At 64.7% G+C, this 20,169-nt stretch carries 22 protein-coding genes; 10 read left to right on the top strand and 12 right to left on the bottom strand.

Going from position 1 to position 20,169, the window contains the following annotated elements:
• Positions 1 to 166 precede the first annotated feature (166 nt).
• Positions 167 to 379 carry a hypothetical protein gene (locus NPX02_RS03500; RefSeq protein WP_260291827.1) on the bottom strand — a complete coding sequence of 71 codons (213 nt, stop codon included), beginning with the start codon at positions 377 to 379 and terminating at the stop codon, positions 167 to 169.
• A 322-nt stretch (positions 380 to 701) separates the two neighbouring features.
• Here NPX02_RS03500 and NPX02_RS03495 point away from each other — a divergent pair, with 322 nt between their 5' ends.
• The 3 genes from NPX02_RS03495 to NPX02_RS03485 are packed head-to-tail and all read left to right on the top strand — an operon-like array spanning position 702 to position 3,020.
• The gene (locus NPX02_RS03495) at positions 702 to 995 is read left to right on the top strand and encodes a PepSY domain-containing protein (RefSeq protein WP_260291826.1); all 294 of its coding nucleotides are present in this window, start codon (positions 702 to 704) and stop codon (positions 993 to 995) included.
• Positions 996 to 1,029: 34 nt separating this feature from the next.
• On the top strand, positions 1,030 to 1,698 hold the full coding sequence (locus tag NPX02_RS03490; protein ID WP_260291825.1) for a response regulator transcription factor: 669 nt from the start codon (positions 1,030 to 1,032) through the stop codon (positions 1,696 to 1,698).
• A complete protein-coding gene (locus tag NPX02_RS03485; protein ID WP_260291824.1) occupies positions 1,695 to 3,020 on the top strand; it encodes a sensor histidine kinase in 1,326 nt (441 codons plus the stop codon). Before NPX02_RS03490 ends, NPX02_RS03485 begins: the two co-directional genes overlap by 4 nt.
• 105 nt (positions 3,021 to 3,125) lie before the next feature.
• Here the strand turns inward: NPX02_RS03485 and NPX02_RS03480 are convergent, their stop codons facing one another.
• Positions 3,126 to 3,386, bottom strand: coding sequence for a WGR domain-containing protein (locus NPX02_RS03480; protein WP_260291823.1), 261 nt, complete (start codon positions 3,384 to 3,386; stop codon positions 3,126 to 3,128).
• Between the two features lie 174 nt (positions 3,387 to 3,560).
• On the opposite strand from NPX02_RS03480, the gene NPX02_RS03475 reads away from it, so the two are divergent.
• Positions 3,561 to 4,124, top strand: a complete 564-nt coding sequence (locus tag NPX02_RS03475; protein WP_260291822.1) for an EF-hand domain-containing protein — start codon at positions 3,561 to 3,563, stop codon at positions 4,122 to 4,124.
• A 101-nt stretch (positions 4,125 to 4,225) separates the two neighbouring features.
• Here the strand turns inward: NPX02_RS03475 and NPX02_RS03470 are convergent, their stop codons facing one another.
• The gene (locus NPX02_RS03470) at positions 4,226 to 4,912 is read right to left on the bottom strand and encodes a c-type cytochrome (protein ID WP_260291821.1); all 687 of its coding nucleotides are present in this window, start codon (positions 4,910 to 4,912) and stop codon (positions 4,226 to 4,228) included.
• Between the two features lie 66 nt (positions 4,913 to 4,978).
• On the opposite strand from NPX02_RS03470, the gene NPX02_RS03465 reads away from it, so the two are divergent.
• Positions 4,979 to 5,239: a hypothetical protein gene (locus NPX02_RS03465; RefSeq protein ID WP_260291820.1), complete on the top strand. Its 261-nt coding sequence runs from the start codon at positions 4,979 to 4,981 to the stop codon at positions 5,237 to 5,239.
• On the top strand, positions 5,236 to 6,687 hold the full coding sequence (locus NPX02_RS03460; RefSeq protein WP_260291819.1) for a class I adenylate-forming enzyme family protein: 1,452 nt from the start codon (positions 5,236 to 5,238) through the stop codon (positions 6,685 to 6,687). Before NPX02_RS03465 ends, NPX02_RS03460 begins: the two co-directional genes overlap by 4 nt.
• Positions 6,688 to 6,878: 191 nt before the next feature.
• Here NPX02_RS03460 and NPX02_RS03455 read toward each other — a convergent pair whose 3' ends face one another.
• From NPX02_RS03455 to NPX02_RS03420, 8 genes are all read right to left on the bottom strand, one after another.
• Positions 6,879 to 7,148, bottom strand: coding sequence for a lipoyl domain-containing protein (locus NPX02_RS03455; RefSeq protein WP_260291818.1), 270 nt, complete (start codon positions 7,146 to 7,148; stop codon positions 6,879 to 6,881).
• Positions 7,145 to 7,522 (bottom strand): tautomerase family protein, encoded by a 378-nt coding sequence (locus NPX02_RS03450; RefSeq protein WP_260291817.1) that lies wholly within the window; start codon positions 7,520 to 7,522, stop codon positions 7,145 to 7,147. The genes NPX02_RS03455 and NPX02_RS03450 overlap by 4 nt, the downstream gene beginning before the upstream one ends.
• Positions 7,523 to 7,529: 7 nt before the next feature.
• Positions 7,530 to 8,528: a D-cysteine desulfhydrase family protein gene (locus NPX02_RS03445; protein ID WP_260291816.1), complete on the bottom strand. Its 999-nt coding sequence runs from the start codon at positions 8,526 to 8,528 to the stop codon at positions 7,530 to 7,532.
• Between the two features lie 26 nt (positions 8,529 to 8,554).
• Positions 8,555 to 9,616 (bottom strand): o-succinylbenzoate synthase, encoded by a 1,062-nt coding sequence (gene menC, locus NPX02_RS03440; RefSeq protein ID WP_260291815.1) that lies wholly within the window; start codon positions 9,614 to 9,616, stop codon positions 8,555 to 8,557.
• Entirely contained in the window at positions 9,616 to 10,485 is an 870-nt protein-coding gene (locus tag NPX02_RS03435; protein ID WP_260291814.1) for a 1,4-dihydroxy-2-naphthoate polyprenyltransferase, read from the bottom strand. The genes menC and NPX02_RS03435 overlap by 1 nt, the downstream gene beginning before the upstream one ends.
• 18 nt (positions 10,486 to 10,503) lie before the next feature.
• Positions 10,504 to 11,334: a 1,4-dihydroxy-2-naphthoyl-CoA synthase gene (gene menB / locus NPX02_RS03430; RefSeq protein ID WP_260291813.1), complete on the bottom strand. Its 831-nt coding sequence runs from the start codon at positions 11,332 to 11,334 to the stop codon at positions 10,504 to 10,506.
• A 301-nt stretch (positions 11,335 to 11,635) separates the two neighbouring features.
• Entirely contained in the window at positions 11,636 to 13,360 is a 1,725-nt protein-coding gene (gene menD, locus NPX02_RS03425) for a 2-succinyl-5-enolpyruvyl-6-hydroxy-3-cyclohexene-1-carboxylic-acid synthase (RefSeq protein ID WP_260291812.1), read from the bottom strand.
• A complete protein-coding gene (locus NPX02_RS03420) occupies positions 13,353 to 14,750 on the bottom strand; it encodes an isochorismate synthase (RefSeq protein WP_260291811.1) in 1,398 nt (465 codons plus the stop codon). The genes menD and NPX02_RS03420 overlap by 8 nt, the downstream gene beginning before the upstream one ends.
• A 365-nt stretch (positions 14,751 to 15,115) precedes the next feature.
• Here NPX02_RS03420 and NPX02_RS03415 point away from each other — a divergent pair, with 365 nt between their 5' ends.
• The 4 genes from NPX02_RS03415 (at position 15,116) to NPX02_RS03400 (ending at position 19,219) form a co-directional block, all read left to right on the top strand.
• Entirely contained in the window at positions 15,116 to 15,721 is a 606-nt protein-coding gene (locus NPX02_RS03415) for a c-type cytochrome (protein ID WP_260291810.1), read from the top strand.
• A gap of 482 nt (positions 15,722 to 16,203) precedes the next feature.
• Entirely contained in the window at positions 16,204 to 16,851 is a 648-nt protein-coding gene (locus NPX02_RS03410; protein ID WP_260291809.1) for a thiol:disulfide interchange protein DsbA/DsbL, read from the top strand.
• Between the two features lie 28 nt (positions 16,852 to 16,879).
• Positions 16,880 to 17,650, top strand: a complete 771-nt coding sequence (locus NPX02_RS03405; protein ID WP_260291808.1) for an endonuclease/exonuclease/phosphatase family protein — start codon at positions 16,880 to 16,882, stop codon at positions 17,648 to 17,650.
• Between the two features lie 3 nt (positions 17,651 to 17,653).
• A complete protein-coding gene (locus NPX02_RS03400; RefSeq protein WP_260291806.1) occupies positions 17,654 to 19,219 on the top strand; it encodes a GGDEF domain-containing protein in 1,566 nt (521 codons plus the stop codon).
• A gap of 351 nt (positions 19,220 to 19,570) precedes the next feature.
• On the opposite strand, the gene NPX02_RS03395 is transcribed toward NPX02_RS03400, so the two are convergent.
• Complete coding sequence (locus NPX02_RS03395; protein ID WP_260291805.1) at positions 19,571 to 20,155, bottom strand: hypothetical protein; 585 nt, start codon at positions 20,153 to 20,155, stop codon at positions 19,571 to 19,573.
• Between the last annotated feature and the right edge of the window lie 14 nt (positions 20,156 to 20,169).

The raw sequence follows: 20,169 nt of genomic DNA, 5'->3' as shown, positions 1-20,169 counted from the left end.
GCTGGAGTCGTGCCTGTGCCTCACGATCGTTGATGCAGCCACCCCGGGCAACCGCGGAGAGTTGCCCCGGCGCCCGCCTCGGTATTGCCCGTCCACCCGGAATTCCGACTGGCCGGGGACATTACCGGCCAGCCGTCGGTTGTGGCTGAAGGACCGAACTTCGGAATCAGCGGTGATAGGAGGCCAGCTCCACCGGTTTGTGGCGCTGAATGATCTCGGTGACCTCGCTCTCTATATCATCCGGGATCATGACCTTGAGTTCGGTATGCTCGCTGTCGGCAAACATCTTCTCCCGGTCGATGCCGCTGGCCAGCAGGTCGTCCATGGTGTTGCGGATCGACTCCATGGAGGTGAATGCACCGGTAATTGTGGTTGTCATGGTTTGGCTCCTTCTCGGGGTGAGAGGGCTACATCATCGTGCTACATCGTCGGGTGATGTGCTCCGGGGTTGATCGGGGAATGCCTTATACCTTAAGTCTAGCACTCTGTCAGGGTACTCGGTGGCGCCCGGCGGGGCGGCAAGGTCGGCCGCGATAGTATCCGCTTTACCTGGAAGTAGAACCCTGCGACCCGGGCACATTTCAGCTTCAGTTCATCTTCCCCGCGTAGCCTGTATCCAGCCGGCGGGAAATCCCTCGGAAACCGGGGTGCCTGAATGAAGATTGTCTTGAGCCGGCCTTGGGTGCAGGATAAGGGTTACCATGAAAAGACATTATTTACTGCTTGTTGCGCTGCTGGTGCCGCTGCTGGTAATGGCCGAGCGTGACCACGAACGGGCGCGGGCGCTGCTGGAGTCGGGCGAGATCCTGTCGCTGGAACAGATCCTGGCCAATGTTCGCGCCGAGTATCCGGGAAGGCCGCTGGAGGTCAAGCTGGAACAGAAAAAGGGTGCCCTGATCTACGAAATCGAACTGCTGGATGACGACGGCAAGGTGTGGGAACTGAAGCTGGATGCGGTAACTGGGGAACTGCTGAAACGCGAGCGGGAAGATTAGTGCTCCGTAATTATCACATTGACGGAGCACTAGGATGCGCCTGCTGCTAGTGGAGGATGACGCCGAACTGGTGGCCCGGCTGAAGCCGGCCCTGAAGCGGGCCGGCTTTGCCGTGGATGTGGCGGATAACGGGGTCGATGGCGAATTCATGGGCGAGGTGGAACCCTACGACGTGGCGGTGCTCGACCTGGGACTGCCGCAGCGCCCCGGTCTGGAGGTGCTGGCCCACTGGCGGGCGCGGGAAAACCCGCTGCCGGTGCTGGTGCTGACGGCCCGGGATGCCTGGCATGAGCGGGTGGACGGCTTCCGCGCGGGGGCGGATGACTACCTGGGCAAACCGTTCCACGCGGAGGAGCTGGTGGCCCGATTGCTGGCGCTGGTGCGCCGCAGTGCCGGACAGCCCGCCCACGAACTGAAGCAGGGCGGGCTGCAGCTGGATGAGGACCACCAGCGGGTGATACTGGCCGATGGCCGCGCGGTGGAGCTGACCGGCACCGAGTTCCGGCTGTTGCGTTATTTCATGCTGCATCCCGGCCGCATCCTCTCCAAAACCCGACTCACCGAGCATGTCTACGAACAGAATTTTGATCGGGACAGCAACCTGATCGAGGTCTACATCCGGCGCCTGCGCGAACGCATCGGCCGGGAGCGCATCGAGACCCGACGCGGCCAGGGTTACCTGTTCCGGGGAGATGACGATTGAACTCCCTGGGTCAGCAGTTGCGTCTGGGGCTGGCTGTCGGCCTGCTGCTGTTGTTCGGGCTGGTCTGGTGGGGGGGGATCCAGGCGATCCACAGCCTGACGGAGTATTTCGTCGCCTCCCGACTGGAGCACGACGCCGAGTCGGTGCTGGCGGCAATGCGGCTGGATGACTCCGGCCGACCTCAGGTGCGCTGGCGGCGCGTCGATGCCATCTACAATCAGCCGCTCTCCGGTCACTACTACCAGATCAACTTCCGGGACGGCGAACAGGTCGCATCCCGCTCCCAGTGGGATCAGCGGCTGGAGATTCCCGCCTTCGATCCCGGCGCGCGGGGGCAGTGGCGCATGCCGGGGCCGGCGGGCCAGGAACTGCTGGTCTGGGCCGCCGGTTACAACAAGCAGGGGAAGATCTTCTCCATCGCGGTGGCGGAGGATATGACGCCGCTCAACCAGCAGCTGACGCGGTTCGAGTGGCTGTTCGTTGGGCTGATCCTGGGCGGAGCCCTGCTGCTGTTCGCCGGACAACAGCTGATCGTGCGTGCGGCCCTGGTCAGGCTGGAACGGGTGCGGGAGGAGATGGCGCGGCTGGAGCGGGGGGAGGTCAGGGCACTGACCACCCAGGTGCCGGCCGAGGTGGCGCCGCTGGTGGTACAGTTCAATCATCTGCTGGAACTGTTTCAGCAGCGCCTGGAACACTCGCGCAAGGGGCTGGGCAACCTGTCACACGCCTTCAAGGGACCGATCAATCTGCTGCAGCAGCAACTGGAGAGCGATGAGCTGGTGGCCCATCCGGAGCTGAAGGCCGCCATGCAGCAACAGCTCTCGCGCATCCGCCAGCTGATGGAAAGGGAGATGAAGCGGGCACGTCTGGCCGGTTCCGGGATTTCCGGCGGGCATTTCAATGCCGGCCGGGAGATGCCTGCGCTGTTACGCGTGCTGCGACAGATTTACCATGAAAAGCAGTTAGCCATTGAGACCAGGGTTCCGGAGGTGGGTCAGCTTGCGGTGGATCGGGAAGATATGCTGGAGCTGTTGGGTAACCTGCTGGATAACGCCTGCAAGTGGGCCCGGGGCCGGGTGCGCTGTGTCATCGCTCAGCACGATGCGGTGGTGATTGAGGTGGAAGATGACGGTCCTGGTGTATCAGCGGAGGCGCTGGCCCGGCTGACGGGGCGCGGGGTGCGGATCGACGAGTCGATGGACGGGCACGGTCTCGGGCTGGCCATCACCAAGGACATGGTGCAGCTCTATGGCGGCGAGATCGAGTTTATGCCGGCGCCGGAACTGGGCGGGCTCAAGGTCCGGGTCACTCTGCCGCTGTGATCGGCACGTCGTCCGCGCCCGGCTGTCATCTGGTTTGGGGCATCCGCGTGGGCACAAAAAACGTGCCACCCTACAAACAACAAACTGCCTAATTGCCTGATACGGCTAACTGCCTGACTCGCGCGGGGCGCCCTCGCGAAACACCACCCGGTAACCGCGCTTCAGCTGCATATCGCGTCGTTTGATCAGGGTGCGCTCGGCCTCTTCACGCCCCTCGAAGTGCTCCTTGGTCACCTGTCCACGGGTACCCTGAATGCCCGTCTCACGCACCAGACTCCAACCACCCAGCAGATCGGGCTGCAGGTGCAGGTGGTAATAGCGGAGCGGCTGCTCCGGTGAGTGCAGGGTCTGCATGTAGATGCGCATAGCGGCTGAGTTCGGCTGGCTGTGGGTTGGGTGATCGTTTGGGTGAGCCCTTTTGTAGAGCATTTGGCCGAATATTTACAGTTTTTTCAAGCTACGCGGTGATTTTCAGCCTGGTTTCAGCTGCCGGGATTACTCTTTTAATCAGGGAAAGGCAGCAGATTGAAGGAGAAGATCATGAAAACCCACAAACGCACACTGTTACTCAGCTTGGCGATCGGCGCCCTGTTGGCCGCCGGCAGCCTGCTCGCGGTCCCACCCGGACCAATCCCCTTCGCCACCTATGACAGCAACGGCGATGGCCGGGTGAGTACCGACGAGTTTTATACGGCGCGCAATGCCCGCATCGGCGAACGGGCCAAGGAGGGACGGTTGATGAGGAACTTGGGCAATGCGCCGGCCTTTGAGGCGTTTGACGGCGACCGCGACGGCTATCTCAGCGAAAACGAGTTGCTGAAAGGCCAGCTCTCCCAGACGCGGCAGCAGCAGCTGAACCGGCCGATGGCCCCCATGGGGGGTGCCAACCGGCAGGCGGCGGGCTTTGCCGAATTCGACAGCAATGGAGACGGTGTGGTAACGGCGGAAGAGTTTGCCCGGACCCGTGCCGCCCGCCAGGGTGAGAAGGCCGCGCAGGGCTCTCCCATGCGTAATGCCGGGGCGGCGCCCAGCTTCGAATCGTTCGATGCCAACGGCGACGGTCGCCTGACGCCCGACGAATTTGTACCGGGGCGGCGTTTCTGAGCGATTGTAGGGGCAACCCCCTGTGGTTGCCCGGTGTTCCCGGGACTCGGCAATCCGGGCAGGCACGGGGGCCTGCCCCTACGGGGTGGTGATGGATGATTTCAGTCGTCCATCACCGAAAGGTAGGCGAAGATATCGGTCAGCTCCTGGTCGGTGAACTCGTCCAGCAACTCACTATCGGGCGAGTCCTCGTCATGGATTCGCCGTTTGCTGCGCAGCTGTTCCACCTGGCGCCACAGGTAGCTGGTGTACTGGCCGGCCAGCATCGGCACCGCCTTCTTGTGGTCGCCCCAGCCCTCTTGGCCGTGGCAGGTGTCGCACTCCTTGTTGTAGATCTTGCCACCCCGTTCGATATCCCCTTCCGCCTTGGGAATCTGCATGATCATTTTCGATTCGAGCAGGCGGGCGTAGGCGTCAAAGTCGGGGGAGTTCTCATCCATCGGCGAAAGCCGGTTCTTGAGGGTGATTTCGGACAGGTAACGGGCTATATCGTAGATGTCCGATTCCGGCATCTGCCGATCATCGATATACTCCACCATCGCCAGGTTCTTGCGCTTGCGATCGCGGAACAGGCGCAACTGGTTTATGGTGAACTCGATCGGCTGTGAGGCAATGCGGGGATACTCACCCTCCTTGCCACCCTGTCCGAATTCGCCATGACAGCCGGCGCACAGTTCGTTGATCTCCTCGGCATTGTCGGGATCATAATCGAAGGTTTGTGCCTGCAGTGGATTGGCCAGGCAGAACAGCAAGACTGAAAACAGGGTCAAAGTGCTTGGAGGAAACATGGACATCGACATCTCGAACAAATGGTTGGGAAACAGACGGGTTCAGTAACCCGGAATTTCGCCGTATTGGAACAGAAAACAGGTTGCAGCTCTTTTGATCTTGGTCAAAGTAGCGTATTTTTCCCGATTTTGTTGGCGATGTACCAGTTAGGTGATGCCCGAGGAACGGTGCTTTTCCAAGGGGTGGATTTGGCTGCGATCTTCGCGGCGAAGCCGCGCCCACGGGTGATTAACCAAAATAAATCAACACCAATAAATAACTGGGACAGCGCCATTTTATCACTATTGAATGCCCCTTGCCGCCGCCATCACGGACCGCCACAGTGACCGATTTCCCCTCCCCGGGCGGCTGGCTTGTCGCCGCCAGCGAACGCCATCCCCGAGCCCCGGCACTGGCAGGCGTTTGTGCGCGTGACTATGGACAGCTTGTCGCCGAGGCGGACGCGTTGGGCGCCCGGCTGGCCGCGCGGGGCGTCTGCCGTGGCCAGGTGGTGGCGGCGCAGTGTCCCTCGGCCGAGGCGCTGGCCGGACTGCTCTATGCCGCCCTGCATCTGGGCGTGACCCTGTTGCCGCTGGACCCGGCCATGGAGCCGGCCCGCCGCGAGCGATTGCTGGCCGGTGTCGGCTGTGACTTTCTGGTGAGTCATCAACCCCCGACGGCTCCCGGGATGGGCTGGATTGTGCCACACGAGCTGTTCGCCGCGCCCCCGGCGGGGGTGGCCCCAGCCGGGGTGAACCCGCTGGGTGGGCGTCCCTTAAGTGGTGACCAGATCCAACTGATCATCGCCACCAGCGGTACCACCGGCGAGCCCAAGGGCGTGATGCTGAGTGCGGCCAACCTGGCCGCTGGCGTGGCCGCATCGGAACGGCGCCTGGGTTTGGGCGCGGCCGACTGCTGGCTCGCCTGTCTGCCGCTGTTTCATATCGGCGGCCTGTCGATTCTGCTGCGCTGTCTCGCCGCCGGTGCGCGGGTGCTGTTGCAGGAGGGATTCGATGCGGCCGAGGTGTGGCGACAACTCGCCGCCGGCGCGGTGACCCACCTGTCGCTGGTGCCGGCCATGCTGGAGCGGCTGCTGAGCCAGGCCGACCGTCCGCCACCGCCGGCGCTCAGGGTGGTGCTGATCGGCGGCGGGCCGCTCTCCCGTTCACTGGCGCAACGCGCCCATGCCGCCGGCTGGCCGCTCTGTGTCAGCTACGGCATGAGCGAGACCGCCTCCCAGTTCGCTACCGACTGCTCCCCGGAGGCGGGCATCACGCCCGGTCTGGTGGGCCGGCCGCTGGACGGCTACCAGGTGTCGATCGGCAGCGGCGGGCGTATCCGGGTACGCGGTCCGGCGGTGATGCGCGGCTACGCCAATCCGGCGGGGACGTCGGGCCTGGGGCTGGAGCGGGGCTGGTTCGAGACCGGTGATCTGGGGCGTCTGGACGGGCAGGGGCGGTTGACCGTGATCGGCCGCGCCGACGACCTGCTGGTCAGCGGCGGCAAGAACATTCATCCGTCCGAGGTCGAGGAGCGGTTGCTGGCCTGTCCCGGGGTGACGGCGGTGGGTGTCACCGGTCGAGTGGACCCGGTGTGGGGGGTTACCCTGGTGGCGCTGTTCAGCGGTGAGATGGCGGCCGCGGCGCTGGCCGAGTGGTCCCGCGAGCACCTGCCCGGCCACCTGCGGCCGCGGGAGTTTCTGCCGATTGAGCAACTGCCGCGCAATGCCATGGGCAAGCTCTCCCGGGCGGCGCTGCGGGAGCTGCTGGAGCGGTACCCCCTGGTCTGTAAGTGATTGGCCGGCAAGGCAGGGTCGTAGGATGCGGTGAGTGAAACGAACCGCATCAAGGCGACTGCCGTTTCCATAAAGGCTTGGTGCGGTTCGCAGGCTCACCGGCACCCTACGTCAAGGTCGCGATCTGGTAGACAGGCCGGCAGACGCATCCCTCCCTCGCGAAACTGATCCGGGTTCCCAGCCGCTTCACTTCACTCCGCCTGCAGGGTCAGCAGCAACGTGCCTGCGGTCACCTCGTCGCCCGGTTCGACATGCAGGGCGCTGACCCGGTCGGCACGCGGGGCGGGAATCTCCAGGGTGGTTTTGTCGGTCTCCAGGGAGACGATCGGGTCATCGCACCGGACCCGGTCGCCCGGATTCACCAGGATGTCGCTCACCAGCAACGCTCCGTCGGCGCAGGCGCCACAACTCTCCCAGCACTCCGGCAGCACCGGCAGGCGGACCTCGACTGGATCGCTCATGCCGTTTGCCCGCGCGCATTGGCCGGCCGCCCCTTGATACCCCAGTTCTCCAGCGCCGGTTCCTGGATCAGGATCATCACGTCCCGGGCTTCGATACCGGCGGCCTGCTGCAGGTTGTCGGTGATCTGTCGGTACAGGGCCGCCTTCTGTTCCGCCGAGCGCCCGGGGAAGGCCGCCAGCTCCACGGTGAGAAAATTCTGCGAGCAGCCCTGGGGATGGAACAGGTACTCCGGGGCGATCTCCACCAGTCGCTGATTGCGGCTGGCCTCCGGCACCCCGAGGGCATTGACCGTGGCGGCATGCACGGCGTCCATGATGGCGCGCAGATGGTGGGCGGGACGGCCCGCCCGCAGGGTGATGGTGACTATCGGCATAGCGATCTCAAGGTTGTGATTCGAGCAGGGCGTCGGCATAGGGAAACAGCGTGGGAGCCCCGCCGGTGTGCCAGAACAGCAGCGTGTCGTCCGGGCCGAAGGTCCGATCATCGATCAGCCGCAGCAGCCCACCCATGGCGCGGCCGGTATAGACCGGGTCGAGCAGGATCCCCTCGGTGCGGGCCAGCAGACCGATGGCGTTACGCTCCGCCTCTCCCACAATGCCGTAGCCCTGGCCGGTAAACCGCTCCTGGAGGGAGATGGTCTCATCATCAAAACGCTGATCGATACCGAACAGGGCCGCGGTCTGGTTGGTCAGGTCGAGCAGCTGCTCGCGATATGGGGCGTCGGCCTCCTCCTCCTTGTCGATACGGATGCCGATCACTTGGCAGTTCAACCCCGCCTGGTGGGCGCCGACGATCAACCCGGCCTGGGTGCCGCCGGAGCTGGAGGCGAACAGCATGTGGCTGATCCGCTGATCCAGGTTGTCCAGCTGGGTCTTCAGTTCGGCGGCGGCATGCACGTAGCCGAGGGCGCCGGTGGCGCTGGAGCCGCCGTAGGGGATGATATAGGGGGTACGCCCCGCGGCGCGCAGCCGGTCGGCGATCTGCGGCATCTGCTCGCCCTTGCGCTGTTTGCCAGCCCAGTGGATACGGGCACCGAGCAGCCGGTCCAGCAGCAGATTGCCCTGCGCGGTTGGCGGCGCCTCCCCGCCCAGCACCAGATGACACTCCAGGCCGGAGGCGGCCGCGGCGGTCTGGCGGCAGTGGTTGGATTGCGTGGCCCCGCCGGTGATCAGGGTGTCGCAGCCCGCGGCGATGGCCGCGCCGACCAGGTATTCCAGCTTGCGGGTCTTGTTGCCCCCCAGGGCCAGCCCGCTCTGGTCGTCCCGTTTCATCAGGATGCGCGGCCCGCCAAGGTGTTGAGAGAGTCGCTGCAGATTCATCAGCGGCGTGGGGAAAAAACCAAGGGATGCCCGGGGGTGCTGATCCAGTAGTGAATGCATCTGTGCCATCTCCTCTGTTGTGCCGGTTACGCCTTCAGTATAAAACCAGTTCCCGGTTCTGACCCAAGTGTCACATGGCCGTTGATGATGACCGGCGCGGCGCCCAGATCGCGGGCGAACCAGTCGGCGGTGGCCAGGCCGTGCACTGCCGGCGTGGTCAGTGCGTCCGCCGCGGCGGCCAGATGCAGCAGTGGCCAGAGGCCGGCGCTGCTCTCCAGGGTACTGGTGACGACGCAGGCGCTGCCTTGCCGATGCGCTTGGCGGATGAGTTCCAGCGCGGCCAGCGGCCCGCCCAGGCAGGCGGGCTTGATGATCAGGCGCCTGACCGGGAGCGGCGGCAGCCGCTGCCCGGCCTGGAGATACCCGGGCAGGGATTCGTCCAGCGCCAGATCGAAGCGGGCCAGGGCCTGCAGTTCATTGAGGATTTCACATTGCGGATCGCGCAATGGCTCCTCCAGGGATTCGATCGGCAGGTGATTCAGCCGCTCGATCAGCTGCCGGGTTTCGTCCGCCCGCCAGGCGCGGTTGGCATCCATGCGCAGCCGGACGCCGGCCGGGAGCCGTTCACAGAGCTGCTCCAGCAGCGGCAGTTCAACCGCCATCGGGGCGCTGCCCAACTTCAGTTTGAGGATGTTGAAGCCGGCGGCAATGGCCGCCGCCACTCGCTCGCCCGACGATTCGTTGAGGGCGCCGAGGGCGGCGTTGAGCCGCACCGTGTGCCCCGGTTCCCCACCCAGCAGCCGATACAGCGGCAGACCCTGCTGTTTCCCCTGCAGATCCAGCAATGCGGTCTCCAGGCCACAACGGGCGGCGGGGTGGCCGGACCCCGGGGAGAGGGTCCGGCACGCCGGCTCGGGGGAGAGGCCGATCATCCTGGGGAGCCGCTCCTCCAGCCAGGCGCGGCTCTCGGGGGCGGTCTCGGTGCCGGCGGCCGGCAGCGGGGCGGCATCGCCGTAGCCGCAGCGACCGGAGCGGTCGCGGATGCGTACCAGCCAGCCCCGGCGCTCGGTCAGGTGGCCGGTGGCGGAGATCCAGGGAGTCGCAAAGGGGAGCCGATAGGCCATCAGCTCGGCAGAGACAATCCGCATCAGAGCAACAGCCCGAGACTCAGCAGCACGCCGTAGGCCAGTTGCAGTTTGGCGGTATCGGCGAGGATGGCGTTGAACACCCGCCCCGGCGGCTCCCGGCTGAAACGTTGCAGCAGCCAGAGGGCAAACGGCAGGCAGAGCACCACCAGCCAGCTGCCGTCGAAGCGGTTGTTGAACGCCACCGGCAGGGCAAAGGGCAGGATCAGCAGCAGTACGTAGAGCTGGCGCGCCCGCTCCCGGCCCAGGTAGTGGACCAGGGTCAGTTTGGCCGCCCGTTCGTCGGTCTCCAGGTCGCGGTAGTTGTTCACCAGCAGCACCGCGGCGGCGAGCAGGCCGATGGCGGTGGCACAGAACAGGGTCTCCAGGGAGAGGCTGCCGGTCTGCAGGTAGTAGCTGCCGCCGACCGCCAGCAGGCCGAAGAAGATGAACACGAACAGCTCGCCGCCGGCGCTGTAGGCGATGGGGCGCGGGCCGCCGGTATAGGCGTAGCCGGCCAGCAGGGAGAGCAGGCCGATGATCACGATCGGCCAGCCGCCGACCCAGGCGAGGTAGATGCCGAGGGCGAAGGCGCCGGCGAAGCTCAGCAGGGCCGCCCGTTTCACCTGGCGGGCGCTGAACCAGCCCTGGGCGGTGGCCCGCTCCGGGCCGAGGCGATCGGGGGTGTCGGCGCCGCGCTCGAAATCGGCGGCGTCGTTATACAGGTTGGTACCGATCTGGATCAGCATTGCCGCCAGCAGGGCCGTCAGCGCCGGCAGCCACAGCAGCCGGCCCAGCTCGGCCCAGGCCAGGGCGCTGCCCACCAGCACCGGCACCACCGAGATACCCAGGGTCTTGGGGCGGACGGCGAGCAGCCACTGTTGTATCTGCATATCGAGTGCGTACCTGGATCAGGGGCGGCGCGGGAATTTGTTGAAATCGGCCGGCCGCTTCTCCACGAAGGCGTCGCGCCCCTCCTGGGCCTCGGGGGTCAGGTAGAACAGCCCGGTGGCGTTGCCCGCCAGCTCCTGGATACCGGCCAGGCCGTCGGTCTCGGCATTGAACGAGGCCTTGAGCATGCGCAGGGCGGTGGGGGAGAGCTGCAGCATCTCGCGACACCACTGCACGGTCTCCTCCTCCAGTCGGTCCAGCGGCACCACGGTGTTGACCAGCCCCATCTCCAGCGCCTGTTGGGCGTCGTACTGGCGGCACAGGAACCAGATCTCCTTGGCCTTCTTCATACCCACGGTGCGGGCCAGCAGGCCGGCCCCGAGACCACCGTCGAAGCTGCCCACGCGTGGGCCGGTCTGGCCGAAGCGGGCGTTGTCGGCGGCGATGCTGAGGTCGCAGATCAGGTGCAGCACCTGGCCACCGCCGATGGCGTAGCCGGCCACCATGGCCACCACCGGTTTCGGCAGGGTGCGTATCTGGCGCTGCAGCTCCAGCACGTTCAGGTGCTCGACCCCGCTGCTGTCCCGATAGCCGCCGTCACCACGGACGGTCTGGTCGCCGCCGGAGCAGAACGCCCGCTCGCCCGCGCCGGTGAGGATGATGGCGCCGATGCCGGGGTCCAGGTGGGCGTGACGGAAGGCCTGGATCAGCTCCATCACCGTCTCCGGGCGGAAGGCGTTGTGCACCCGGGGCCGGTTGATGGTGATCCTGGCGATCCCCTCGGCCTGGTGATAGAGGATGTCGCTGTATGCCGTCCCCTCGGGAACCTGCCATTCGATGCTGCTGGCCATGACTACTCCACTGGTCTGATCACTGTAGCCGGGCATTTTAAACAAAACGCCGCGGGTGAGTATAAATAATGCCCATTGGTATCGTTCGTCGGAGCTAAGCCGTACCCGGTCCAACGCTTTGGGTATAGGGCGCCCCGTGGGCGCCGTCGGCGGGTACGGCCCGCCTTCTGGGTGGTGCCGAGGTGACGCGGGAACAGCGCGACCGCGCCTGTCCAAACCACGGATTCACACGGATGGACACAGATGGGTTCACCTTCCAGCCAGGCACGTGTAGGCTCGTTCGCACGGCCGACCACTGCACCTATTCGGCAAGGGCCTCGGCCACGGCCTGGCGGTAGTGGCGGTGGCGGGCGATGCTGAACTCCCGCTCGATCATCACCTCGATCAGCTGTGGTCCGCCGGCATCGATCGCCTGCTCCAGCGCCGGCTGGAAGGCCGACTGGCGGGTCACCCGCTGATAAGCCAACCCGTAGAGCGCCGCGCTGTGTTGGAAATCCAAATGGGTGGCGGTATTCCAGTAACGCTGGTAACTCCCCAGCGTCGCCTGGGGCAGGTAGCCGAAGATGCCGCCACCGCCGTTGTTGAGCAGGATGATCACCAGGTCCCGACCGGCCGCCGCCAGCAGCCCGTTCATGTCGTGGTAGAAGGCGAGATCCCCCAGCAGCGCGACCGCCAACGGATGGTCGCCCTCGGCCAGGCCGATGAAGGTGGAGAGGTTGCCGTCGATGCCGCTCACTCCGCGGTTGGCGTGGATATGCAGGCGTTTCGCCGCCGCGCCGCTCCAGCTGTCCAGTTGGCGGATCGGCATGGAGTTGCCGCTGAACAGCAGGCTGCCGTCGGGCAGGCGTTCCAGCAGCTGCCGGATCAGGCAGCCCTCGAACGGTCGGTCGTCACGGGTCTCCGCCGACATCCGCTGTTGACTGATCCGCTCGAACCGCCGGAACCGCTCCCGCCAATCGGCCGGGCCCGGTGTAGGGGCACGGGCGCCAAGGGCGGTGCACAGCAGGGCCGGGTCGGCCGCCAGGGTGAGTTCGGTGTGGGGCGCGGCAACCGGCCACTGCCGGTAGGGATCGCACAGGATCACCGGGGCGTCGCTGCTCTCCATGTGCCGTAGCAGCGGCTTGGAGACCGGCAGGGCGCCGAAGCGCAGGATCCAGCGGGGTTTCAGGGTCGCGCCGCCAGCATCGGGAAAGGCATCGAGAAAGGCGTCGTAGCGACAGATCAGTGCCGTTTGGTCGTGCCTGCCGAAGCGCAGGTTGCTCAGGGGGTCGGCGAGGATTGGGCACTGCAGTTGTGCCGCCAGCCGGGTCACGGCCGCGGCGAAGGGGGCGCCCAGATCCGTGGCGCCACAGATGATCAACCCCGGTTGTCCGGAGATCAGGGCCAGGGCCGCCTCCAGCAGGTCCGTTTCAGGCACCGGCCGCGGCCGTTGGGCCGCTGTTACCGCCGTTGGGAGCGGCAGTTCGACCGGCGATTCGGGGAGCAGCGGCTCGCGCAACGGCAGGTTGATCTGCACCGGCCCGGGGCGCGGCTGCAGCGCCTGCCGGGTGGCGCGGCCGCCCAGCTGCCGCAGCCGCTCCCTGGCATCGGCATCGGCATCGGCCGGGCCGGGATCGTGGAAGGCGCGCAGGTGGCTGCCGAACAGCCGTTGCTGGTCGGTGGTCTGGTTGGCGCCCCAGCCGTGCAGTTCGGGGGGGCGGTCGGCGCTCAGCAGGATTAGCGGGATGTTGCTGTGGCTCGCCTCGATTACCGCCGGATACCAGTGGGCGGGGGCGCTGCCGGAGGTGGCGATCAGGATCACCGGGCGGCCGCCGCCGCGGGCCAGTCCCAGGGCCAGGAAGGCGGCGCAACGCTCATCCACCTGCACGCTGATCTCAATGGCCGGGTGGGCGTCACAGGCCAGCACCAGCGGGGTGGAACGGGAGCCGGGAGAGATCACCGCCCGGGTTACCCCGGCGCCGGCCAGGCCGTCGATCAGCGCGTAGGCCCACAGCAGGTTGCCGGCTCCCGGGCGCTGCTCAGGCATGCTCCAGCGCCTCCAGCATGGTGCCGAACTTCAGCTCGGTCTCCTGGAATTCGGCGATCGGACAGGATTCGCTGGTCACCCCGGCCCCGGCAAAGAGCTCGGCGCGCTCACCGTTCAGCAGGGCACAGCGCAGCAGCACCGCCAGCTCGCCATCGCCCTGATGATCCAGCCAGCCGGCCGCGCCGGTGTACCATCCCCGGGCCGCGTTCTGGTGATCGCTCAACCAGCGCCCGGCATTGGCACTGGGGAAGCCGCTCACGGCCGCGGTCGGGTGCAGGTCATCGGCAATGCGCAGCAGGGTGGCGTCACCTCGCAGCTCGCCGTTGATGCCGGTCCAGAGGTGCTGCAGTTTGCGCAAGCGTTTCAGGGTGGGGTGGGGCGGGGCGCTCAGGTCGGCGCAGTGGGCCTTGAGACTGGCCAGGATGCCTTGCACCACCAGGGCGTGTTCGTGACGGGATTTGCGATCGTTCAGCAGTTGCCGCCCCAGTTGAAGGTCCTCGCCCCGCTCTTGGGCGCGGCGGATGGTACCGCCGATGGCGTCGCAGCTGATCAACCGCTGCTTGCGGCTAATCAGCCGTTCCGGGGTGGCCGCCGCAAACGTGCTGCCGTCCAGGCGGATCGAGAACAGCAGGCTGCTGGGATAGAGGTCATCCAGCGAGGCCATCAGGCGAGACGGATCGAGCGGGTGCTCGGCACGTACGCTGATGCGCCGGAACGGTACCACCTTGTCCAGGCTGCCCTGGCGGATCTGCTGGGTCGCCTCACTGACCTGGAGTAGCCATTCATCATCGGAGGGCATGGTGCCGGTCCGGGAGATCCGGTTGCGGTCGGAATGGGGCTGCGGGTCCCGCAGCAGGGCGTCGGTCAGCTCCTGCAACAGATGCCGGCTGCGCAGCCGGGCGCGCTGCCGGGAGCCGTGACAGAAGCTGAAGGTCAGTGCGCAACGGTCGGGGGTCTGGTGCAGCAGCAGTTCGGGGAAGAAGATGGCGGCATTCGGCAGCCCGGACCAATTCTGTCGCATCGGATCATCCGGGTCGAAGGCAAACCCGGTAAAGGCGGTGGCGCGGAACCCCGATTCATCCGGATCCACATGGTGCCAGGCGGCACGCTGCTGTTCGAACTGATCGGACAGCCGGCGCAGTCGCTGTTCACCGGTGGCGGTGAGGCGCCGCGCTTCACCGATGCCGAGCAGATAGCGTTGCCGGCTCGGCTCGCCCCAGTAAAACCAGTTGCCATTCAACGGCGGCAGTCGATGCAGGTGCAACTCCGGGGTTGCCAGGGTGATGCTGACCAGTCTCCCTGCTGGCCCATCTGTTGTCGACGATAGCGCGGCCAGGGCGCTTTCGAGGCGGCCCAGTATCGTCTGGATCGGTGATGGCCGATGGGGCATGTGGCTTTGCCACCTCATGGTGTGAATGGACAGGGCTGATCATACTGCATTGCGCTGGCGTGAGGCATTTCATCAGCTGTTGTTTTTGCTGCATATGACAATTATCAAGCGGCATGATCGATTATCGAAAGTCGCTGGCCGGCCGCCCCAATGCATGGCGGTTGCGCATGCTTTTTATGGGTTTGCATAAGCCTGGTGAATTTGACCCGGTGCGGCGGCATCTGGTATACATGCACGGCTTTTTTCGGTCCCCGGGCGATTTGTTGATCGATACCGGGGTTTGATTTCCGGGGGGTAATCGAATGTTGCCGGCCGGGGGGTTTATTAACGACTGAGGTGAGTCAGTCGACACAGCAGGTTTGACCATGAATAAATGGCTAGTTTCAGTTTCCATCCTTTTGGCTATGGCGGTCGGTAGTGCTCAGGCAGCAGGCGACGCCGAGGCCGGCAAGACCAAATCCGCCACCTGTCTCGCCTGTCACGGTGTAGATGGTAATAGCCCCAACCCGGCGTGGCCGAAACTGGCGGGACAGCACCCCAGCTATATAAAGAAACAGTTGCGCGAGTTCAAGGGTGGTGTGCGCAAGAATGACCTGATGTCGCCGATGGCCATGCCGCTCACCGAGCAGGACATGGATAACCTGGCGGCCTACTTCAGCAGCCAGGACCAGACGCCCGGCAGCGCCGCGGCCGACAAGGTCGAGTTGGGCGAGACCATTTACCGGGGCGGTAACGCGGCCACCGATGTGGCCGCCTGCATGGCCTGTCATGGTCCTTCCGGCATGGGTAACCCGGCGGCCAAATTCCCCCGCATCTCCGGGCAGCATGCCGCCTATCTTGAAAAGATGCTGAAGGATTTCCGCTCCGGTGATCGCAGCAACGACAACGCCAAGATGATGCGCAATGTGGTTGCCCGTATGACCGACAAGGAGATCGCCGCGGTCGCCCAATACGTGCAGGGGCTGCGCTGATCCGATCCGTAGGGGCAGGCCCCTGTGCCTGCCCTGATCTATCGATACCGTCTCACCCGGCGGGCAACCACGGAGTTGCCCCTACGTGGTATCAAAAACAGCCACCGCCCGTTCCGTAGGGGCAGGCCCCTGTGCCTGCCCTGATCTATCGACACCGCCTCACCCGGCGGGCAACCACGGGGGGTGCTACGTGGTATCAAAAACAACCACCGCCCGATCCGTAGGGGCAAGCCCCTGTGCCTGCCCCGATCTATCGACACCACCTCACCGGCGGGCAACCACGGGGGTGCCCCTACACCCATCATCAGGAAGGCGTCGTCGCCGACGGTCATGGGGTGTTACGATCCCTGTTCGAGCGCCGGGTTGTTGAACCCCGGGCCTATTGTCGGGTCGGAGGGAGGCAGTAGTTTTGCCGGTTTTACCGGAACGCTACTCAATAAATCAGCCGATTGGCCGCTTAATACCCCCACAGAGGTATAAATATGAAGAAACTAACGCTTATCCGGGTGCTGTCTCTGTTTGTCTTTATGTTCCTGGCGGCAGGCGCGCCGGCCCAGACCCCCTTTGAGGAGGAGGTACACTACTTCTCCATCATCCCTGAACAGCCCGGCGCGGAGGGGGACAAGGTACAGGTGGTGGAGTTTTTCTGGTACGCCTGCCCCCACTGCTACAAGCTGGAGCCGCATATCGGTCAATGGCTGGAGCGCAAGCCTGATGCCGTCGAGTTTGTGCGTATCCCGGCCATGTTCAAGCGGGCGGATGTGGTGCTGCATGCCAAGACCTTCTATGCCCTGACCCTGATGGGAGTTGAGGATGAGTTGAACGCGGCGATCTTTGACGAGATTCATGTGCGGAAGAATCGCCTCGCCACCGCCGAGGATATGGAAGCGCTTCTGGCCGACAAGGGGGTGGATGTCGAGGCCTACCGCAAGGCGATGAAATCCTTCGCCGTGCAGACCCAGTCGCGGCGTGCCGAGGTATTGGCAGGCCGGTTTGATATACGCGGCGTGCCGGCCTTCGTGGTGGACGGCAAGTATCGCACCAGCGGGCTTGAGGGCGATCTGCAGATGCAGGCGATTGATTATCTTATTGATAAGGTAATCGCTGAAAAGCGTGCAAAAAAGCAGTAGACTTGCAATAGTGCACCGGGGGGCTCCAATGGATGACAGTGGTGATCCGCAGCGTCTGAAACTGCTCAGCTACAACATACAGTCCGGAATAGACACGCAACGTTACCGGCAGTACCTGACCCAGAGCTGGAAACAGGTCCTTCCGCACCGGGAGCGTCTGCTCAACCTTGATCGCATCGCCGCGGTAATCCACGGTTACGATATCGTGGGACTCCAGGAGGTGGATTCCGGTAGCCTGCGTAGCGGTTTCGTGGATCAGACCCAGTACCTGGCCCGGCAGGCGGCATTCCCCTACTGGTACCGGCAGGTCAATCGGAGCCTCGGGAAACTGGCGCAGAACAGTAACGGTCTGGTGTCACGATTGCGCCCGTCGGATGTGACCGAGTACAAACTGCCCGGTCTGCCTGGCCGGGGGGTGATCGTTTGCAACTTCGGCGGAACTAGCGGACTGACCGTCTGTATCATGCATCTGGCCCTCGGGCGCAGGGCCAGGTTGCGTCAGGTGGCATTCATCCGCGAGTTGGTGTCCAATCTGCCCCATGTGGTGGTAATGGGCGACCTCAACTTCGGCTGTGACTCCGAGGAGATGCGCGTGTTGACCGAGAGCGGCAGGCTCACCCAGCCGGCGTGCCAGATGAACACCTTTCCCAGTTGGCGTCCGATCCGCAAGATTGACCACATCCTGGTCTCCGATTCGCTCCAGGTGGAGAATGCCAAGGTAGTGGAGTACCCGCTGTCGGATCACCTGCCGATCGGGATCGATGTCATTATCCCCTCCAGCATGCGGCTGGCGGCCTGATCCGTGAGCGAGCAAGAGACAACCGCCACCCCGGACTGGAAGATCCAGTACCTGGATCTGGCGCAACAGCAGGCCGAGGAAAAGTCCGCCGCGGCCGACACGGAAAAACTGCTCTGCCGCATCATCATCCGCCTGACCCTGGCCACCAGTGGCCTGGATCCCGCTATCGACCCCCATCTTTCGGCACTGCGTAACGCGGTCAGAAAGGGCGTGCAGCCCGACATGACGGATCGGCTGGCGGCCATCTCGGAGGCGCTGATCCGGGCCAATGATGAACCCGCCCCCGTCACCGCTAGCGAGACCGACCTGCTCCCCCGGTTGATCAGCCGCTCCGGGGTGACCGGTCGCAATGCCGGCAAGCTGCGCAAGCTGGCCGAGCAGTTGGTGGCGGAGGGCGATGCCGCCTCGGATCAGCAGATCGACCGGTTTCTGCGGCTGCTGACCCAGGGGGATAACCCGGGTTCGGCCGCCGGGTTCCTGCGCCGTTTTTTCCCCTCCTCCGGGGCGTCCGGCGCCTCTGCCGATGCAGTGGTTACCCCGAATCAACAGCTGTTGCGGTTGCTCGAAGGGCTGGATTGGCCGGCCCAGCTCAGTCTGGATATCCGCCGTCTGGAACTGGAGCTGGTCGGACAGCAGGACAGCGCGGTCTGGGTCGAGGTGCTCTCCTCGCTGTGTGCTCTGCTCTCCAAGTCGGTCGGCGAGGTGCAGACGGAGATCCAGGATACCCGTGGTTTCCTCAAGGAGTTGACCCAGCGCCTGGTGGAGATCGACAAGCATGTCAGCAGCAGCAAGGCGCTGCGGCAGAAATCGATGGTCGAGGGGCAGGCGCTGGGGTTGGCGATGCGCCAGCGGGTGGGGGGTATGCGTAATAATATGGACCAGGCCACCACGCTGCAGCAGTTGCGCCTGGAGATAGCCGAGCAACTGGATGCAATCGAGACCCATGTCGGGAAGTTTGTGGCCAGCGAGGGGGAGCGGCATAAGCAGGCGGCCCTGCTGGAAGACCAGTTGCGCAAGCGTCTGGAAGAGGTGCAGAGCGAGGGTCGCGAGCTGCGCGCCAAGATGATCGAGGCGCACCGCCAGGCGGCGACCGATACCGTGACCGGGCTGCCCAATCGCCTGGCCTACGACGACCGGCTGGAGCAGGAGTATGCTCGCTGGAAACGCTTTGGTGAGCCGCTCACCCTGCTGGTCTGGGATGTCGATGACTTCAAACGGATCAATGACCGCTTCGGTCATCTCGCCGGCGACAAGGCGCTGCGCATTATCGGCCAGAGCCTGCTGCTGGGCCTGCGCGAAACCGACTTCGTCGCCCGCTATGGTGGTGAGGAGTTCGTCATGCTGCTCACCGGCAGCAACTGTGAGGATGCCATGAATGTCGCCGAGACCGTGCGCCGGGAGGTGAAAGAGAGCGGTATCCATTCGGTGGGCAATCGGGTGGAGGTCACCATCTCCTGCGGGATGAGCGGATTTGCCCCGGGGGATACGCCGGCCGATGTCTTTACCCGGGCGGATCGGGCGCTGTATGAGGCCAAGCGGGCGGGAAAGGACCGTATCATCGTCCACTGATCCTTAGATAAAGCTAACTACTCACGGGGTGATTGGCCTGCCTTGCTGACCTCACACGATGGCTTGCCTCCTCGAATCCGGCCCCTTTTTCAGCGCCTGCCCAAACTCGCTTCGCTCAAACAAGGGCAGGCTTGAATCTGAAAAACGGACCAGATTCGAGGCGCCATCAAGATCGGTCAACAAGGCAGGCCAAACACTCACAGACCGGGTGAGTAGTTACTGATAAAGTGCTTTTGTAGTGTGGATAAGCGACAGCGCATCCACCATGAATCGGATGGCGGTGAGGAGTGGTACAGGGATGTACCGTTTACGGACCGGAGAATGGCATGCGCAAGCTTATGCACCCGATACTCAGAATCCCGGCATCTCCGCCCCTTTCGGCCATATCCGCGGTTGCTGGACATAAAAATAACCCCACTCGCTCCCCTCCTGCCGTAGCGTCTGCATCAGTCCGGCGGTGGGTACCGCCTCGCCGGGGAACACCTGGGAAATGGCGATGAACAGCCGGGCGACCCCGCCCATCTGCCGCCAGTCGAGATCCCGTAAACCACTCTCCCGACCACACCCCGGACAGCGGATGCCGCTGTTCGCAGTGCCGATTTGGCTGCGCCAGTCGGGCAACGGATGCCGGCAGGCGCGACAGCGCGGCGGCCGGCAGTTCTCGCCGGTTATCAGTACCGCCGAGGGGAAGGGACCGAGCAGGCGTATGGTGCACAGCGCCTCCCCCGGGTGCTGATCGGTGTCCAGCGGCAGGTTGGGCGAACAGCCCAGGAAGGTGAGGCGCTGCAGGAAATCCGCGCCGGCGCGAAAGCAATCTGGCGTGTCCGGCACCACCTGGCCGATGAGACCGGTTTCCACCAGGCGCGCCAGCAAGGGTGAAATTTCCGGCAACGGTTGGTCCGTGGCGGGATGAAGTATCAGATAACCGGGATTCATCGGTTGTAGCGACC

The sequence above is a fragment of the Sedimenticola hydrogenitrophicus genome (assembly GCF_025175675.1).
GTDB lineage: Bacteria > Pseudomonadota > Gammaproteobacteria > Chromatiales > Chromatiaceae > Sedimenticola > Sedimenticola hydrogenitrophicus.
Note: the sequence above shows the minus strand (reverse complement) of the source record. Positions and strands in the feature narration are given on the sequence as shown.

Excerpts from the sequence above, each read along its gene's own strand:
- NPX02_RS03500 (WP_260291827.1), bottom strand. The coding sequence starts at position 379 with ATGACAACCACAATTACCGGTGCATTCACCTCCATGGAGTCGATCCGC.
- NPX02_RS03495 (WP_260291826.1), top strand. The coding sequence starts at position 702 with ATGAAAAGACATTATTTACTGCTTGTTGCGCTGCTGGTGCCGCTGCTG.
- NPX02_RS03490 (WP_260291825.1), top strand. The coding sequence starts at position 1,030 with ATGCGCCTGCTGCTAGTGGAGGATGACGCCGAACTGGTGGCCCGGCTG.
- NPX02_RS03480 (WP_260291823.1), bottom strand. The coding sequence starts at position 3,386 with ATGCGCATCTACATGCAGACCCTGCACTCACCGGAGCAGCCGCTCCGC.
- NPX02_RS03475 (WP_260291822.1), top strand. The coding sequence starts at position 3,561 with ATGAAAACCCACAAACGCACACTGTTACTCAGCTTGGCGATCGGCGCC.
- NPX02_RS03470 (WP_260291821.1), bottom strand. The coding sequence starts at position 4,912 with ATGTTTCCTCCAAGCACTTTGACCCTGTTTTCAGTCTTGCTGTTCTGC.
- NPX02_RS03455 (WP_260291818.1), bottom strand. The coding sequence starts at position 7,148 with ATGAGCGATCCAGTCGAGGTCCGCCTGCCGGTGCTGCCGGAGTGCTGG.
- NPX02_RS03450 (WP_260291817.1), bottom strand. The coding sequence starts at position 7,522 with ATGCCGATAGTCACCATCACCCTGCGGGCGGGCCGTCCCGCCCACCAT.
- NPX02_RS03445 (WP_260291816.1), bottom strand. The coding sequence starts at position 8,528 with ATGCATTCACTACTGGATCAGCACCCCCGGGCATCCCTTGGTTTTTTC.
- menC (WP_260291815.1), bottom strand. The coding sequence starts at position 9,616 with ATGCGGATTGTCTCTGCCGAGCTGATGGCCTATCGGCTCCCCTTTGCG.
- NPX02_RS03435 (WP_260291814.1), bottom strand. The coding sequence starts at position 10,485 with ATGCAGATACAACAGTGGCTGCTCGCCGTCCGCCCCAAGACCCTGGGT.
- menB (WP_260291813.1), bottom strand. The coding sequence starts at position 11,334 with ATGGCCAGCAGCATCGAATGGCAGGTTCCCGAGGGGACGGCATACAGC.
- menD (WP_260291812.1), bottom strand. The coding sequence starts at position 13,360 with ATGCCTGAGCAGCGCCCGGGAGCCGGCAACCTGCTGTGGGCCTACGCG.
- NPX02_RS03420 (WP_260291811.1), bottom strand. The coding sequence starts at position 14,750 with ATGCCCCATCGGCCATCACCGATCCAGACGATACTGGGCCGCCTCGAA.
- NPX02_RS03415 (WP_260291810.1), top strand. The coding sequence starts at position 15,116 with ATGAATAAATGGCTAGTTTCAGTTTCCATCCTTTTGGCTATGGCGGTC.
- NPX02_RS03410 (WP_260291809.1), top strand. The coding sequence starts at position 16,204 with ATGAAGAAACTAACGCTTATCCGGGTGCTGTCTCTGTTTGTCTTTATG.
- NPX02_RS03405 (WP_260291808.1), top strand. The coding sequence starts at position 16,880 with ATGGATGACAGTGGTGATCCGCAGCGTCTGAAACTGCTCAGCTACAAC.
- NPX02_RS03395 (WP_260291805.1), bottom strand. The coding sequence starts at position 20,155 with ATGAATCCCGGTTATCTGATACTTCATCCCGCCACGGACCAACCGTTG.